The sequence below is a fragment of the Streptomyces sp. JNUCC 63 genome, assembly GCF_054366325.1.
In genome coordinates, this window is the sequence record NZ_CM135963.1 from 145,232 (window position 1) to 161,343 (window position 16,112).

Consider the following 16,112-nt stretch of genomic DNA (forward strand, 5'->3'; position numbering starts at 1 on the left):
GTCCCTGAGTCCCCTGAGCCTGCTCATGGGGAGTTCGGGTCATCCGTGATGGTCGGTCCGTGGTCATGGTGGCTCCGAAGCTGTACCGACCGCACGCGTGTGTCTGCCGCTCCACCTCACCGGGTGGCACCTCCGCGGTTGTGCCGACCATGCCTGCGCGTTGCAAGCACGCGAGAGCCCTCGATCGGAACGTGACGATCACCTCGGAAGCTCTCATTCGGTTGGCCACTCCAGCCTTACTACCGGTCCGTCACGGCAGAAAGCCGTCCGGCGGTGCGGCGGTTCGTCGGACCGCTCGTCACAGGCGTCGGGCACGGCCGACCACGCGATGGCGTTCACGCCTTCATCCTGACGCGGAGTCGTCGGCGCGGTGGCCGCTTCAGCCACCTCCGCAGGATGGCTGAAGCGGCCGTAAGCGAAGCCATCGTCACCGACGGAGACCAAGAGGAACCGCCCGAGCCCCCGTTTCCCGCCGTACCGCCGCCACAGGCCGTCAGCAGTCCAGCCGGCTGCGCCGTGATCGGCTTGGCGGCGCCCCGTCCGGAGGGGAGCACGGTCCCGCCGCTCGCACGGCGCTCTACGTCTCCGTGTGCTTCGCCGGTACGCACCGCCACGCGATCCCCGCGGCGGTCAGGTAGGCGAGGGCGCCGATGGTCATGCTGGTGCGCAGGCCGGTGGTGTGGTCGTTGTTCGTGGCGAGCAGGCTGCCACCGAGTGCCACGCCGGTGGCGCTGCCGATCTGGCGGGTGGTGTTGAACAGGGCGGAGGCGGTCCCCCGGTAGGCCGGGGGCGGAGCGGACATCACGGTGGTGGTCGAGCCGGTGAGGGCGAAGGAGGTGCCGAACCCCGCGGCCATCATCGGAGCCACCAGCAGCGGATAGGGGGCGTCGGCTCCCACCGCGGCCCAGCCCGCCAGGCCCAGGGCGGCCAGGAGCATGCCGGAGACCACCAGCGGACGGTCGCCGGTGCGGCGGGTCAGCCGACCGGACAGGACGGAGGCGAACATGGTCATCGCCACCGCCGGGAACAGCGCCAGCCCGGTCTCGAGGGCGCTGAGGCCGCGCCGGCGCTGGAAATTCAGGCTGGCGGTGAACACCATGCCGTAGAAGCCGAAGTTGAACAGCAGGCCGACGACGGCTCCGCCGCTCATCGTGGGCGCGCGCAGCATGCTCAGGGGAAGGGCGGGAAACCGGGCCAGCCGCTCACGCGCCGCGAACGCCGCGACGGCCGGCGCGGCCAGGACCAGCCCCGCCAGAACGGCGGGGTCGGACCAGCCGCGCCGTCCGGCTTCGTTGAGCGCGGCGGTCAGCAGGGCCACTGCCGCCACGACCGCGCACTGCGCCGGCCAGTCCAGGGCACGGGCGGTCTGCCGGGGTGAGCGGGTCACGTGTCGCAACGTCAGCAGCAGGCACGCCACGCCGACGGGCAGGTTGAGGAGGAAGACCCACCGCCAGCCCACCGTGGAGACCAGCAGCCCGCCCAGCAGCGGCCCCGCGGAAGCTGCGATGCCCGCCATCGAGCCCCACAGTCCGAAGGCCCGCGAGCGCGCGGCCGGCGCCGGGTAGGCCCGCTGGAGCAGGGCCAGGGAGCCGGGCACGATCAGCGCCGCGCCGAGCCCCTCCACCAGCCGGGCCACCACCAGGAAGGGGGCGCTCGGCGCGAACGCGCACGCGGCCGAGGACACGGTGAACACCGCCACGCCCCAGCAGAAGATCCGCCGGTTGCCCAGCCGGTCGCCCAGCGCGCCACCGGTCATCAGGAACCCCGCGAAGACCAGGGTGTAGCCATCCGTGATCCACTGGATGCCGGTGAGCGAGGCCGACAGTTCCCGGCCCACCACCGGCACGGCGACGTTGATGATCGTCACGTCCAGGATCACCATGAAGTACCCGGCGCACACCGCCAGCAGCGGGGCCGTGCGGGCCGTCCCGGGAGCCGCGAACGCCACGTCCCCAACTCCATCCCGTCCACGGAAGCCCTGTGCGAAATGCATGATATGGGACATATGCACCCGTTTTGTGTCATCTGGCTTCCTCGCCCTGCCAGCCGTCGTGGTGCAGGACCTCCTCCAACGGCCGTCGCGGTCCGGGGCGGAAGGCGGTGCGCAGCGGGTACGCGGTCGGCAGGAGCCCGCCCTGGCGGACGGTGGGCGGCAGGCCGAGCAGGTCGGCGGCCTCCTGCTCGCGGTCCAGGTGGACGGCTGTCCAGGCGGTGACCAGGCCGCGGCTGCGGGCGGCCAGCGCATAGCTCCAGGCGGCGGGCAGCAGGGACGCCCACAGGCCGGCCTGGTTGCCCGGCGGCAGCCGGCCGTCGGTCAACCGAAGGCAGGGGATGACCAGGACGGGAACGCGGTGCAACCGCTCGGCCAGCCGCCGGGCGCCGGTGAGCACCGAGCGGGTCGTCCCGGGCAGTTCGTCCAGTCGCCGCAGGGCGGCGGCGTTGCGGTCGTAGAACGCGGCCCGGTACACCTCGGCGAGGTCGGCGCGGAGCTCAGGGTCGGTCAGCAGGAGCCAGCGCCAGTTCTGGCGGTTGTTGCCGTTGGGTGCCTGAAGGGCGATGCGCAGGCAGTCCTTGACGAGTTCCGGGTCCACCTCCCGCTCGAGGTCCAGGCCGTTTCGTACGGTGCGTGTGGTGGTGAGCAACTCCTCGCAGGTCAGCGGTGGTTCGGTGGTCACGGCAGCACCACCGCGCGCACGATCAGGGCGAGGTGGGTACCCACGACGAAGCCCGTCGCGGCCGGCAGCGGCCAGCCGCCGCGGCGTGCCCGCAGGAACCGCCGCAGGCCCCAGGCCGGAAGCACCGCCGTCAGGCAGGGCAGCAGCGCGGCCGGGCCGTTTGGAAGGAACAGGACGACCTCGCAGGCGACCGCCCCCACCGCCAGGGCCGCCGTGACCGTCGCGCTGCGCCGCGGGCCGAGGCCGGCCGAGTACAGGCGCGCACCGGGCGGTGTCTCCCAGGCCGTCTTGCGGGCGAACTCGAAGTGCAGGAACACGCAGGCGCACAGCGCCAGCAGCACCCCTGCGCGCCAGTCGGCCGGGACGGTCCCGGCGGCGGCCAGCGACCCGTACACGTAGATCCCGAGCAGTATCTGCACCGGGTAGGAGACGGCGAGGTCGAGCAGCTGCCGGTCGCGTACCGTCGCCGACAGGCGTTCCAGGGCGGCGAGCAGCAGCGCGTAGCCGAGAGCCGACAGGATCAGCAGGACGGCAGTCGGCGACAGGGCGGCGTTCAGACCCGTCACGACGGCGGTCAGGGCGGCCATGGCGCCGCGCAGCTCGGCGGCGGTGATCGCGCCGGTGACCAGCGGCCGGTCCGGGTGGTGCACGCGGTCGTACTCGAGGTCCTTCTGCTCGTCCAGCATCCGCAGGAACAGCAGGGCCAGTACGACGCTCGGCACCCGCACCCAGGTGGCGCCCGTCGGCCGCCAGGCCGTGCCGGTCAGCGACACCGCGGAGGCCTCCAGGGACAGGACCCACAGCAGTCCGTAGGTGGCGTAGATCCGGGGCCTGAACATGCGGAGTACGAAGCGGGCCAGCCGGGCGGGCACGTGGGACACGAGGACGGTACTCACGTCAGGGCCGTCCTCTTGTCCCGGGTACATGGCCCGATACCGCGCCGGCCAGGTCGGCCGTGTCCCGGTCGGCGAAGCCGATGCGGGCCTCGGCCACCGGGGCGCCGAGCTGGTGCAGGGCGCACTCGACGTCCGCTCCGGGCTGCACCGGGGCGGTGAGGCACAGCACGGGCAGGTCCATCTCGGCGAAGCGGTGGAACCGCGCGGACAGGCCGACCGGCAGCGCCGTGGGCGTACGCAGCGTGCCCGATGCCACGGCGGCGGTCAGGGCCAGTTGCCGGCATGCCTCCAGCTCCAGCATGCCGGGCACGTGGTCGACCCAGTGGTCGTACAGCGTCGGGTGCGTGGTCCGGGCGACCAGGCGGGCCGCGCTCCCGCCGTCGCCCGTGGTGCGCGGCGGGGAGATGACCACGTTGGCGGGGTCTCGGCGGCCCACCAGGGCGGCGTCGGCGCGTGGTCCTCGCAGCGCGACGGGGCGGTCGGACAGGCCGAGTGCGCCGCGCCGCCCGGCCCGCAGACGCGTCCACTTCTGCGGCCGCATCCAGGAGTAGTCGATGCGGGCGGACATCGCCGGGCGCCCGCGGACGGTCACGGTGAAGGCCAGCCGCAGTCCCGTCATCCCGGACCGGCTCCGGAGCCGTTCTTCGATGCGGGCGGCGATGACGGCCTCGGTGGGGGTGTTCCCGGGCACCAGGGCGGTCGGGTCGAGCACGGCCGACTCGACCGCGCGCAGCAGGAACTTGTGGTCCAGCGGTACGCCGAGGCAGCGGTGGGCCACGACGAAGATGGCCTGCCGACACGCCTCCAGCAGCATGAGGGGGTCGTGGTGGGTACGAGGGGCGAGGGTGTCGTCGTGGAAGGCGTGCAGGCGGGGAAGCTGCGCGGCGAGCAGCACCTCGTCCTCGCTCGGGTGCTTCGCGTCGGTCAGGAAGACCTCGGCGATCGCGGCCCGGTGGACCAGTTCCTTCGGGAGGGTCCTGGCGAACTGCATGGGGGGTGTTCCTCCTTCAGAGGGCCGTGGCGCGGAGGGCGGTCAGATGGCGGCGCCACGCTTCGGCGTCGGCTCCGTCCAGCACCGGGGCGCGGCCGGGCTGCCGCATGGGGAGCACCCTGGAGCCGACGATGACGGTGTCCCAGGGGTCCAGGTCTGCTCCCTGGTTCCAGGCCGATTCCAGGAGCCGGCGCGGGTCGGTGGCGGGGTCGGGGCCATGGCGGTGCGACAGTGTCCGGCGCAGCCGTTCGAGAGCGGGTTCGAAGTCGAGTTCGCGGGGCTCGGTGGCGGCGTAGAGCCGGTCGGTCAGCTCCAGGGCGTGCGCGGTGCGGTCCTCGCCCGCGAGGGCGGACTCGAAGAGGCGGTCGCGCTCGGTGTCGTCGAAGTGGACGGCCAGCTCTCGCAGGACGTCGGCGGGTTCGTCGGGGGTGTGCGCCAGGTTGAGCAGGTAGCTGTAGCGGCCGAGGAGGTGGCGGAGCTGGCCGGGAGTCCGTGCGTCCGGGTCGGTGGGGCCCTTGAGCCGGGTGAGCTCCACCGAGGCCGGGACGTCGAGGGCGTGGCCGGGGCGGACGACGAGGACGAGGGCGTCGGCGTTCTGGAGGAAGAGCGCGGCGAGCCGCCTGCGGTAGGGGGTGGCGAGGTTCCACTGGAAGTACCACAGGGCACGGATCATGGTGCGGGTCAGGCGGGTGATCGCCGCGCCGACGATCCGGAAGTCCTGTTCGGTCAGCCACTCGACGGCCGCCTCCAGCCTGCGCGCCACCACGGCGTCCGGCTTCAGCAGCAGCGCGGCGTGGTGCCGGGCGAAGCCGGGGACGTCGTCGGTGAGGGCGGCGAGGTGTTCGTGGGCTTCCTGGTAGTAGGTGTCCGCGCCGTACAGGCGTTGCTTGGCGGGGTGGCAGGTGAGCAGGGGCGAGACGGCGATGCCGTGCTCGGGCCCGGGGTGTTCGGGGTGGTGCGTCACTGGGCGCTCCCGTGGGTTCGGCGGGCGGCCGGCTCCTTGGGCGGGGGCGTGCCGAGGTAGCCGACCCGGAGGCAGTGGTCGAGGAGGCGGCGCAGGTGGGTCCGCCCGCGCGTGGGCGCCCGGCGGCCGTTGAAGGCGGTGGCCCGCGCGTCGTCGAAGTGGACGCGCCGGCGGAAGTAGGTGTCGTAGAGGGCGATGACGCGGTCGTAGTAGGGGCGTTCACGGCCGGGCAGGGCCGATGCGGAGAACGCGGACGGGGGGACGAACCTCGGCACCTCGAAGGACGGGTACTCGGCGAGGACGTCGGAGAAGTCCCGCAGGGTCAGCTCGTGGCCGACGGCGTGCAGGGTACGGCCCTCGGCGTCGGCGAAGCGGAGGGCGGCCTCGGCCACCAGGCCGGCGACGTGATCGACCGGAACCAGGTCGAGTACGGCGTCGTAGTGGCCGGGGGCGCTGCGTACCAGGCCCCTGGTGAAGACCTTGAGCACCGGATAGATGGTCCTGAAGTCACGGACGCGGCCGGTACGGGCGGCGCCGGTGATGATGCTCGGGCGGACCACGGTGACCGGCAGGCCCTCCGCGGCGGCCTCGCGGACCAGGGTCTCCGCGATGAGTTTGCTCCGCTCGTAGCCGTTGCCGGGGTGCCGGTCCACGTCGAGTTCGTCCTCGTACGCGGTGCCGTCGCGTTCTCCGCAGACGTAGGCGGTGCTGACGTGCACGAGCGGGGTGCGGCCGGCGAGGGCGAGGTCGAGGACGTGACGGGTGCCGGAGACGTTGATGCTGTCGTAGCGCTCCTCGGGCAGTCCGAAGTCGGTGACGGCGGCGCAGTGCACGATCCGGTCGGCGGTCCGGGCGAGGCGCCGGTCGTCGTCGGTGAGCCCGAGGCCGGGGCGGGTGATGTCGCCGGTGACCGGGGTGAGGGTGCCGGGCCCGGGGGTGAGTTTTCTGCCGTTGTTGCGTACGAGGTCGGACTTGTTGTGCAGCAGCGCCAGCACGGTGTGGCCCGCGGCGGTGAGCCGGGCGGTCACTTCCGCGCCCACCAAGCCGCTGGCGCCGGTGACCAGCACCGTCATCGCGTCGGCCATCGGTCGGTCCTCCCGGGGGCTGGGTGTCATCCGCTCTGGTGGGGCCGGCTGCCATGGCCGGCGAGCAGGTCGCGGGCCTCCTCGATGGGGAGTTGCGCGTCCAGGTGGGCTCCGATGCGCAGCCAGTCGTAGCCGAGTTCCAAGGTGGCCCGCCAGGCGTCGGCAGAGTCGAAGCAGGAGGGGAAGGCGTCGGCGCCCGCGGCGTTGCGCACCAGCGTGACGAAGGCGCGCAGGTCGGCGAGGGCGGTCTCGCCGCGGCCGGGTGAGTCGATGGTGCGGCGCAGCAGTTCCCCGGCGCGTGTCCGGATCGGCTCGGTGGCCGGCGGCAGCAGGTCCATCCGGTGGACGAGGTCGCAGTCGGCGGGCAGCGGGTTGACGCCGTAGGAGCTGAACAGGCCGCGCAGCGCGGCGTGCACGGCGCGGCGGGCGGTGAGTTCGGCGACCGGCCACTGGCCGCGCTCGAGAGCGCCGGTGAGGTCCTCGACGGCGTTCTCGACGACGACGTTGGACCACACCAGGGCCATGGTGGCGGCGGCGAACCGGTCGGCGGGCAGGGGTACCAGGTCGATGGCGTCGGGGCCGCTGACGGCCGCGCCGGCCACCGACAGCGGCGGCTGTGCGGTGGAGGGCGGTGGCGTGACGGGGCCGGGCGGCGCGGCGAGCGGCAGCGACGCGGCGACGGTGCCGCCGCCCTTCCACGCCAGCCGGATCAGTCCGTAGCGCCAGAACGCGGCCAGCAGCGGGCCGGGGGCGGTGCCGCCGGTGTGCTCGGCGGCGGTGAGCGCCTGGAGCAGCGACCGGCCCGGTACGAGACCGCGCCAGACGGCTCCGGCGCGGTCACCGAGGGCGAACACCTCGCGGCGTCGGCGGACGACGTGGACCCGTTCGCCGGTCTGCCAGGTCGTCACACCGGCGGCGCGTTCGACGGTGAGGCGTTCGGGGGCGGTGGCCACGCCGGTCAGGCCGAGGTCGGTGGCGAAGGCGAGGCAGGCGGAGAGGTGGGCGCGGGCGGCGCCCGGGTCGCCGGGGGCGGGGATCGTGGAGTGCAGCTCCCCGTACCGGTCGCGCACGTCGGGCCGGCCGGCGCGGTCCAGCTGCAGGGACAGCCACTTGGGTTCCAGGTAGGTCTCGCCCTGGCCGGCCGCCCACGCCTTGACGGTCTGGACGAGTGCGGCGCGGTTCCAGTCGACGGCCTCGTCGGTCTCGCCGAGGCAGAGCAGCGCCACCGCGTGCCGCAGGGACTGGCGGGCCCGGTGGGCCCACCAGTCGGCGGCGATGCGGGAGAACCGCTCGCGGGGCATGAGTTCCTTGACCTCGTCGACCAGGGCGTGGCCGCGCAGCGGGTGGCTGTGCAGCAGTCGCTGACAGCGGTCGAGCAGGTCCTCGCAGAGCTTGCCGGGGCGTTTGGCCTGCTCCTCCAAGGTGCGGAAATGGTCGGCGAGTTGACGTACCGAGCGGGTGCGGATCTCCACCCGGCGGCCGCCGACGAAGAGCAGCGACGGCATGGTCGGCAGGTCTTCGTCGCCCCGGCCGATGAGCAGGAAGTCGATGTCGGAGGAGGGGTTGCCGAACCCCTCCGCTATGGAGCCTTCGAGCACCACGGCGAAGTCGGCGGCTCGGGGCGGCAGTTCGGCGAGGGACTTGTCGAGCAGGCCTTGTAGTCGGTCCTCGGTGAGGATCACGGATGTTTCTCCGTCCTTCAGCTGTCCGGGGGCACGGCCGGGCCGTCGGCGGTGCCGTCGGCGGGCGGGTCGGCGAGTACGGTGACCGTCCCGGCGGCGCCGTCCACACGCAGCAGGGTGCCGGTGCGGATCTCGGTGGTGACGTCCTTGACCTGGACCACGGTCGGAATGCCCAGCTCCCGTGCCACGACGGCCACATGGGTCAGGGGGCTGCCGCGTTCGACGAGCACGGCGGCGGCCGAGGCCAGCGCGGGCACCCAGCCGGGGTCGGTGCGGTAGGCGACCAGGATGCCGCCGCCGATCTCGCGCGGGCTGTCGGTGACCACCGCGGGCCCTTCGGCGACACCGGGGCAGCAGGGGGTCCCACGCAGTTCACGGACACCGCTGCGGGCGGTGGGGCCGCCGGTCCAGCCGGCCCGTTCCAGATTGCCCGACCAGTAGGGAGCGCCGCGGGTGGTGAAGCGGGACGGCGCGTGCAGCGCGGCGTCGGCGGCGAGTTGCCCGCGGCGCAGCGCGGCCAGCTCCTTCAGCTCGGCGTGGGCGATCCGGCCCTCGTAGGCACCCCGCACCTCTTCCAACCTTAGCATGAACACATCAACCCAGGAGTCGATGGCCCCGAGGCGGGCCAGGTCTCGGCCCATCGCGCGCAGCATGCGCTTGGCCGCGCCGAAGGCACGGGTGCGGCAGAACCTCAGCCGTTCGCGGTCGGCGAGCGCGACCCGGGCCTTGCGCCGCACCCGCTCGTACACCCAGCGGCGGGGACCGCGCAGACGCCGGTCGAGGTAGGCGTCGGCCTCTTGGCCCCGGCCGCCCGGGCCACCCCCTGTGGTGCCCGGCAGCGCCTCGCGCAGCAGGGTGAACAGCCCGGCCGGGTCCTCCCGCAGGTCGGGCACCTCCAGCTTGAGTTCGTCGGGGCTGCGGTAGCCGTAGGCGGCGACATACGCGTCGACGGCGGCCAGGATGCCGGTGTGGCCGCCCTCGCGCAACGCCCGGTGGGCATCGGCGTCGCCGGTGCGCTCCAGCAGGCGTCGCACCTCGTCGTCGGCCCGCACCCGCGCCGCCAGGTCGGCCAGCGCCCGCGCCGGCTCGGCGGACTCGACAGGGCCGCCGGGTGCGGCCGCGGCCCAGGTGAACCAGTCGGGAGCGTCCGGCAGCCATCTGCGGGTCAGCAGGGCCAGCGCGCCGACGGAGAGCAGGATCGTGGCGTCCAGGACCTGCATCGGGCCCCATTTCTCGATGAGTTCCCTCTGCAGTCTGCGAAAATGCCGGTAGGTCTCATCACCGGGCAGCGCGTCGTAGTCGACATCGTTGAACACCTCATACATCCGGTAGAAATCGCGGTGGAAGGTCTCCACGGATTTCCTGACGGCCAGAAACCTTCCGGCGAAGATCACCGTACGGAAGAAACGGGAGAACCGGCCGCGCGGCCCGGTTCGCGGCGTGAACGGATGAAGGGCTTCGGCACACTCGTCGGAAATGCTCTCCGAGACACCCAGCGATTTCTCCAGCACACGGCGGTTCAGCGGGTACAGCGGGGCCAGGCGCACCATGCGGTACCAGTGGTACAGGTTGTAGTAGACCCGTCCGTGGAAGTAGCCGAGCAGGTGCGGGGTCCACTCCTGGACCTCGCGCAGCTGATCCCCCCTGACCCCCAGCGCGCGGGCGTAGCTCTCGTACACCTTGGCGTAGGTGTCGGCGGCGAAGCTGTAGGTGAGGGGGGAGACGACGCCGCCGAAGCTCTCGATGATGTTGGAGTTGTCCCACAGGCGCACCTGCCCCTCGGGACCCTCGCGTTGCGGTCCGGTGCCGGGCGGGCGGCCGAGGGTGGTGATCGGACGGCTCTGCAGGATCCACAGGGTGCCCTCCACGATCGCCCACTCGATGTCCTGCGGGGTGCCGTAGTGCGCCGTGACACGCACTCCCACCTGGTGCAGCCGGGCCAGGTCCTCGGCGGTCAGGGACAAGGCCCCACGGTCCTCGGGGGCGACCGGCGACACCACGCAGCCGGGGCCGGCGCCGGCGTCGTAGCGCTCCCGCTTCTCGCCGGTCACGGTGCTCAGCGGCTCGCCGGTGGCGGCGTCCATGACCACGGTGTCGGCGTCGACGGCGCCGGAGACCAGCCCCTCCCCCAGCCCGTGGACGGCACTGACCACATGACGGTCGCCGCGGCCGGTCGCCGGGTCGGCCGTGAACAGTACGCCACTGCGCTCGGCGGGCACCATGCGCTGAATGATCACCGCGACGCCGCCGGTGTTCAGCGGCAGCCGGCGCTGCGAGCGGTAGCGCAGGGACCGTTCGGAGAATCCCGAGGCCCAGCAGCGGCGGACATGGGCGGTGACCTGGTCGAGTCCGCGGACGTTGAGGAAGCTGTCGAACTGGCCGGCGAACGAGTGCTCCGTGCCGTCCTCCTGCGCACCGGACGAGCGGACGGCCACCAGGCCGCCGCCGACCTGCGCGTAGGCCAGGGCAACGGCCTCGGCGACGCGCGCGTCGAGGGGCGCCGCCTCGATCAGCGCGGCGATCCCGGCGGCGGTCTCGCGGGCCCCGCGCTCACCGTCGCCGCTCCAGCCGTCGGCCGCCACGGCTGCCAGGTGCTCGTCCAGTCCGCTGCCGCGAGCGAATTCCGCGAAGACGTCCACGCCGATCACCGACCAGCTCGGTACTTGAAAAACGGACGTGGTCAGTGTGTGAAGGTTTCTGCCTTTTCCACCGGCCCGTTCGGCGATTTCGGACGCATCGTCGGCGGCTGTGAGGACGTGAAGGCAGTGGTTACCGGATCCCGCGGTGAGCGACAACTGGATTCCCTCCGGAGGATTCTCTTCGGATCTCACAGAGAGGTATCACGGAACGGCCGACGGAAACCCCCGCATTGGCCGTTCCGGGTCTTTCCTGAATGTTTCCGGCCATGGTTCAGGAACGAACAACCGGCCTCATTACGTGGCGTGTGTACGATCAACGATCGTTGATCGAGCAATGAACGAGGAGTCACGTGAGCGAGACCGAGGTCGTCACCGCACCGCGCCCGCTGCTGCTGGACGACGGCCGGCCCGCCGCCGCGGCCTGGTCACTCGACCCCGGCATGCTGCACCTCAACCACGGCTCCTTCGGTGCCGTCCCGTTGGTCGCACAGCGGCGGCAGGACGAACTGCGGGCCGAGATGGAGCGCGCCCCCGTCGTCTGGTTTCCGCGACTGCCCGCCCGGATCGCCGCCACGCGCGCCGAGATCGCGGACTATCTGCGGGTCGACGCCGAAGACCTGGCACTCGTGCCGAACGCGAGCGCGGGCGCCAGCGCCGTGTACGCCGCCCTGGCCGCACGCCCCGGCGTGGACGTCGTCGTCACCGATCACGGGTACGGCGCCGTCACCATGGGAGCGGAACGACTCGCCCGCCGCTGGGGCGGCCGGGTGCGCACGGCCCGGGTGCCGCTCGCGGCCGACGCGGACGAGGCCTACGGGGCGGTGATGGCCGAGGTGGACGACCGGTGCGCGCTCGTCGTGCTGGACCAGGTCACTTCGGCCACCGCCCGCGGGCTGCCGGTGGAACGGGTCGGAGCCGAGCTGGCACGGCGTGACGTCGCGCTGCTGGTGGACGGCGCGCACGCGCCCGGGCTTCTCCCCGCTCCGTTGGAGGGACTGGTCTGCGACGCCTGGACGGGCAACCTCCACAAATGGGGCTGCGCACCTCGCGGCACGGCGGCTCTGGTGGCCCGCGGCCCGCTCCGCGAACACCTCCATCCGCTGATCGACTCCTGGAGTGCCGCGGAGCCCTTTCCCCACCGCTTCGACCAGCAGGGCACCCTGGACGCCACCGGGTCTCTGGCGGCGCCCGCGGCACTGGACTTCGTCGAACGCACCTGGGGCTGGGAGACGGCCCGTCGCTACATGGACGAACTCGCCGACTACGGCGCCCGTGTGGTCGGCGCCGCGTTCGCCGGCTCGGCGGGAGCGGTGGAGGGCGTCGACGTCGGGATGCCCGTGCCGGGCATGCGCCTGGTCCGCCTCCCCGAAGGACTGGGAGCCACCCGCCTGGCGGCGGACGCACTGCGCGACCGGGCCGGCGCCGAACTGGGGGCGGAGGCGGCCTTCACCAGCTTCGACGGGATCGGCTACCTCCGTCTGTCGGCCCACGTCTACAACACACCCGCCGACTACGACCGCTTCGCCGAATCCTGCGTACCCGTCATACAGGACTGGGCCCGCCGGGCCCGCACACGCCTCTAGTCGACGCTCGCCCGCCACATCAGGGGCTTCGTTCCCTTGCCCTTGCCCTCGAACGAGACCATCGCCGGGCGGTCGCCCCCGGGGAGCAGGTGGACGGTGCAGAGGGTGAGCCGGGAGTCCGGCTGCAGGCGGGTGTTCGGGACGCCGCCCCGGCACTGGTCGATGCCCTTGCCCTCCCCGGTACGGGAGAAGGAGAGGTCGAGCAGCGGGAGAGGCTGCACCTCGCGGCCGCCGGCGCTGCGTACGCCGACGCCCTCGTCCATGACCGGGAGGAGCTTCTCCTTGCCGGCGTTGCGGTACTCGAGCGTCACGTACCACGGCACCATGTTCTTCTGCGTGTCGCCGAGGTCGTAGCCGCTCAGGTCGGCGAGCTTCCCGGCGCGCACGCTCTTCGGCGTGACCCGGAGGGGCACCGCGTCGCCCTCTGTGGTGACGTCCTTCCACGACGAGTCCGCGGTCGTGCCCGCCGGCAGCAGCGTGCCGCTGTTGTCGTCGCCCTTGCCGTCGCCGACCTTCCACAGGAGGGTGTCGCCGGTGTCGTCGGCGTAGGCGACGGTCGCGGGCCGGTGTCCCTCGGGCAGCATCACGAGCCGGCACACGGTGGCCGTGGCACCCGCCGCGACCGAGGCGGGGCCGGCCTTGTCGCAGTTGTCGGGAAGGGCGGAACTCGACTCGGTGGCCAGGGGGTTGGAGTTCCACAGAGAGACCGCCTCGCCGGGCGTGCCGTCCGCGAGGGTGACCGTGAAGTGCGTCTGCGGGTCGGGCCGGCGCAGTGCCGCCGAGCCGGTGTTGGTGTAGCTGACGGTCAAGTAGTACGGGACCATGCCCTTCAGGTCCTCGCCCAGCCGCACGTGTTCGAGATCGGCCGCCGTGCCGCGTGCGAGCCGCTTGGGCGCGATCCGCAGCTGATGCGTCGTGCTCTGCGCGGTCCATGTCGCCTTCCGCACCGTCGATTCGACCGGCAGTGCCTGGGCCGTCGCGGGTTTGCCCGTTCCTCTGCCGCGATCGGCGCCGGACTCGTCGGAGTCCGAGCCGCTCGTCCCGCAGCCCGTCAAGGCCAGAGCAAGCAGTCCCCCTGCTGCGACGCCGGCGATCGTCTTCCGTTTCCGCATGCGCACCCCCATGCTTTTCGCGGTCCTGTCCACAACGGCGATCAGCTTACGTGCCGGGCCACTTGGCCCCTCACCACGGTCGTGCCCACGAGGCCGGGGCTGCCTGCACAGGGCGTGGTGGAGTCCCCGGTGCACGGTGTGACATTTGGCTGGTGCCGCGCGCTTGGTAAGTGCCGCCCGTGACGGGTGGGGTGTTCTGTGAGTCAGGGGTGGGCATTGAGTCGCCGGACGAGGCGTGCGTGCAAAGGGTGGTTGGCCGGCGGAATCGCCGTCGTGCTCGGGACGGGGGCCGTCACGTACGCCACCGCCTCCACGCCGGGCCGGCCGCAGGAGGACGGGCGCAAGCCCGCCGTGCGCACCGTGCGGTTGGTGGATCAGGGGGCGGGACGCAGGAGCCTGCCGCAGCAGGGTACGGAGCGCTTCGGCGCCGCACTGCTGACCTGGGACGACCCGCACGCCGAGCTGAAGGGTACGGCGGAGATCCGTGCCCGTTCGGCACGGACGGGCCAGTGGTCGGACTGGCAGCCGCTGCCGGACAGCCGGTTCGAGGGACGTACGGCCGGGGTGCGGGGTGGCACCGGCTCCGTGTGGACCGGTGATGCAGACGGCGTCGAGGTACGGGTCGTCCGGGGCGACGGCACGGCCGCCCCGGGGCAGCCGGCGGGTTTGAGCGTGACGCTGCTCGACCCCGGTACCGACCGTGGCAGCGGCTTCGCCGCCGCGCGGGGCGCCTCGGCGTATGGCGGCGGTGGCACGCCGGGCCACGGTGGCGCGGTCGAGGCCGCGGTCATCCGCGACACCGGCGCGGCCGGCGACAACGCGCTCTCCTGCGCCGAGTCCCGCGCCCGGATGCGCACCCTCCAGCAGGAGTACCTCGCCCGCGGCGCCTCCGGCCTCGGCCACGGCTTCGTCGTCGACCGGTGCGGCCAGGTCTTCGAGGGCCGCGGCGGCGGCTCGGACAGCGACACGGTCGGCGTCTCCTGGATCGGCGACTACACGACCGCACGGCCCAGCCGCGCCGCGCTCGAGGCGACCGCGCGGATCCTGGCCGGGAAGTCCGGCGGGCACGGCGTCGATCCGGGGTCGATCACACTGCCACGTCATCTCCGCGCCCAACTGCCCCGGATCGCGGCGCTCGTCGAGGCCCCCGGCGTCTCGCACGCCCCGCGAACCTCCGACTACAACGGGGACGGCGTCGCCGACCTGGCCGCCGGCACCCCGAAGGCCAACTCGGTGACGGTGATCCCGGGCGGCCTCGACGGCCCGGTCGCGGCATCGAGGCTGACGATCACCCAGGACAGCCCGGGTGTCCCCGGTTCCACCCGGCGCGGTGACGACTTCGGCGCCGCCACCGCGTGGGGCGACGTCAACGGCGACGGTTACGCCGACCTCGCCATCGGCGCCCCCGGCAAGGACGACACCGACGGCAACGCCGACCGCGGCTCGGTCACCGTTCTGTACGGCCCGACGCTGAACACCGGTTTCTCGTACACCACTTCGGGCGTCGCGGCGGCCGGGGCCAGGCTCGGTTCCGCGGTCGCCGTCGGTGACTTCGACGGCGACGGCACGGCGGACGTGTTCTCGGCCGGCACCGGCGGGGGCGGCACCTGGAACGTCCGGCTGACCGGCGGCGCCACCACCTCCGGCAGGCTCACCACCGCCACGGGTCCGGTCACCGACCTGGACGCCGCGACCGGCGACTTCAACGGGGACGGGTACGCGGACGTCGTCCTCAACTACCGTGACAGCGGCGGCATCGGGCGGGTGGTGCGGTTCACCGGATCGGCGGCCGGCCTCACCCGGGCCGACCCGGAGCCCGTCAAGGGCGGCCGCTCCGTCGCCGCGGGCGACATCAACGGTGACGGCTACGACGACCTCGTCATCGGCCGGCCCCGCCCCTCCGAGTCCGGCGGCACGCCAGGTGGTCACATCACCGTGCTCCTCGGCTCGGCGGAGGGCCTGACCACGACCGGGACGAAGGTCATCCACCAGGACGCCGTCGGCGTGGCCGGCGCCGACCGGTCCGGCGACGCCTTCGGCTTCTCCGTCTCCGTCGGCGACTTCGACGCCGACGGCTACGCGGACGTCCTGGTCGGTGCCCCCGGCGAGGACTTCACCCGCGACGGCGTCGACCGCACCGACGCCGGTCAGGCCACCCTGCTCCGGGGCACGCCCTCGGGCCTGACCGTCACCGGCTCCTTCACTCTCTGCCAGGACACCCCCGGCATCCTGGACGCCACGGAGAAGGGCGACAGATTCGGCTCCTCCGTCTCCCTCACCGACCTGTCCGGCCACGGGCACGCCGGTCTCGTCATCGGGTCGGAAGGCGAGGACGCGGGCGACGGCCTCCTGCTGTACACGCCCGTCCACAGCACCGGCTTCGGCCTCGCCCGGACCGTCGCGCTGCGCGGCACCACCCTGGGCACACCCGCCGGAGCCCACCTCGGACAGGCACTGGCGCCCTGAGTTCTGACGCATCCACGTC

At 72.9% G+C, this 16,112-nt stretch carries 11 protein-coding genes; 2 read left to right on the forward strand and 9 right to left on the reverse strand.

The annotated features are described in order from the left end of the window. Positions 1-577: 577 nt before the first annotated feature. From ACX25U_RS00645 to ACX25U_RS00680, 8 genes are all read right to left on the reverse strand, one after another. Positions 578-1,948 (reverse strand): MFS transporter, encoded by a 1,371-nt coding sequence (locus tag ACX25U_RS00645; protein ID WP_454388030.1) that lies wholly within the window; start codon positions 1,946-1,948, stop codon positions 578-580. Between the two features lie 73 nt (positions 1,949-2,021). Continuing rightward, positions 2,022-2,675 carry a nitroreductase family protein gene (locus ACX25U_RS00650; RefSeq protein ID WP_454388032.1) on the reverse strand — a complete coding sequence of 218 codons (654 nt, stop codon included), beginning with the start codon at positions 2,673-2,675 and terminating at the stop codon, positions 2,022-2,024. Further along, entirely contained in the window at positions 2,672-3,571 is a 900-nt protein-coding gene (locus ACX25U_RS00655) for a hypothetical protein (protein ID WP_454388034.1), read from the reverse strand. Before ACX25U_RS00655 ends, ACX25U_RS00650 begins: the two co-directional genes overlap by 4 nt. A gap of 1 nt (position 3,572) precedes the next feature. Then, a complete protein-coding gene (locus ACX25U_RS00660; protein ID WP_454388036.1) occupies positions 3,573-4,562 on the reverse strand; it encodes a ScbA/BarX family gamma-butyrolactone biosynthesis protein in 990 nt (329 codons plus the stop codon). Positions 4,563-4,578: 16 nt separating this feature from the next. Then, entirely contained in the window at positions 4,579-5,526 is a 948-nt protein-coding gene (locus ACX25U_RS00665; protein ID WP_454388038.1) for a nucleoside-diphosphate kinase, read from the reverse strand. Beyond that, a complete protein-coding gene (locus ACX25U_RS00670; RefSeq protein ID WP_454388040.1) occupies positions 5,523-6,611 on the reverse strand; it encodes an SDR family oxidoreductase in 1,089 nt (362 codons plus the stop codon). The genes ACX25U_RS00665 and ACX25U_RS00670 overlap by 4 nt, the downstream gene beginning before the upstream one ends. Before the next feature lie 26 nt (positions 6,612-6,637). Beyond that, positions 6,638-8,293 (reverse strand): nucleotidyltransferase domain-containing protein, encoded by a 1,656-nt coding sequence (locus ACX25U_RS00675; RefSeq protein WP_454388042.1) that lies wholly within the window; start codon positions 8,291-8,293, stop codon positions 6,638-6,640. A gap of 17 nt (positions 8,294-8,310) precedes the next feature. After that, positions 8,311-11,124: a phosphoenolpyruvate synthase gene (locus ACX25U_RS00680; RefSeq protein ID WP_454388044.1), complete on the reverse strand. Its 2,814-nt coding sequence runs from the start codon at positions 11,122-11,124 to the stop codon at positions 8,311-8,313. A 158-nt stretch (positions 11,125-11,282) separates the two neighbouring features. On the opposite strand from ACX25U_RS00680, the gene ACX25U_RS00685 reads away from it, so the two are divergent. Further along, complete coding sequence (locus tag ACX25U_RS00685; RefSeq protein ID WP_454388046.1) at positions 11,283-12,515, forward strand: aminotransferase class V-fold PLP-dependent enzyme; 1,233 nt, start codon at positions 11,283-11,285, stop codon at positions 12,513-12,515. Here ACX25U_RS00685 and ACX25U_RS00690 read toward each other — a convergent pair. Continuing rightward, entirely contained in the window at positions 12,512-13,627 is a 1,116-nt protein-coding gene (locus ACX25U_RS00690) for a hypothetical protein (RefSeq protein ID WP_454388048.1), read from the reverse strand. The genes ACX25U_RS00685 and ACX25U_RS00690 overlap by 4 nt on opposite strands. Positions 13,628-13,879: 252 nt before the next feature. On the opposite strand from ACX25U_RS00690, the gene ACX25U_RS00695 reads away from it, so the two are divergent. Further along, positions 13,880-16,093 carry an FG-GAP-like repeat-containing protein gene (locus ACX25U_RS00695; protein ID WP_454388050.1) on the forward strand — a complete coding sequence of 738 codons (2,214 nt, stop codon included), beginning with the start codon at positions 13,880-13,882 and terminating at the stop codon, positions 16,091-16,093. Positions 16,094-16,112 lie beyond the last annotated feature (19 nt).

What these genes read in the sequence shown, in the direction of transcription:
- ACX25U_RS00660 (WP_454388036.1), bottom strand. Translation starts at nt 4,562, where the DNA reads ATGCAGTTCGCCAGGACCCTCCCGAAGGAACTGGTCCACCGGGCCGCG.
- ACX25U_RS00670 (WP_454388040.1), bottom strand. Translation starts at nt 6,611, where the DNA reads ATGGCCGACGCGATGACGGTGCTGGTCACCGGCGCCAGCGGCTTGGTG.
- ACX25U_RS00690 (WP_454388048.1), bottom strand. Translation starts at nt 13,627, where the DNA reads ATGCGGAAACGGAAGACGATCGCCGGCGTCGCAGCAGGGGGACTGCTT.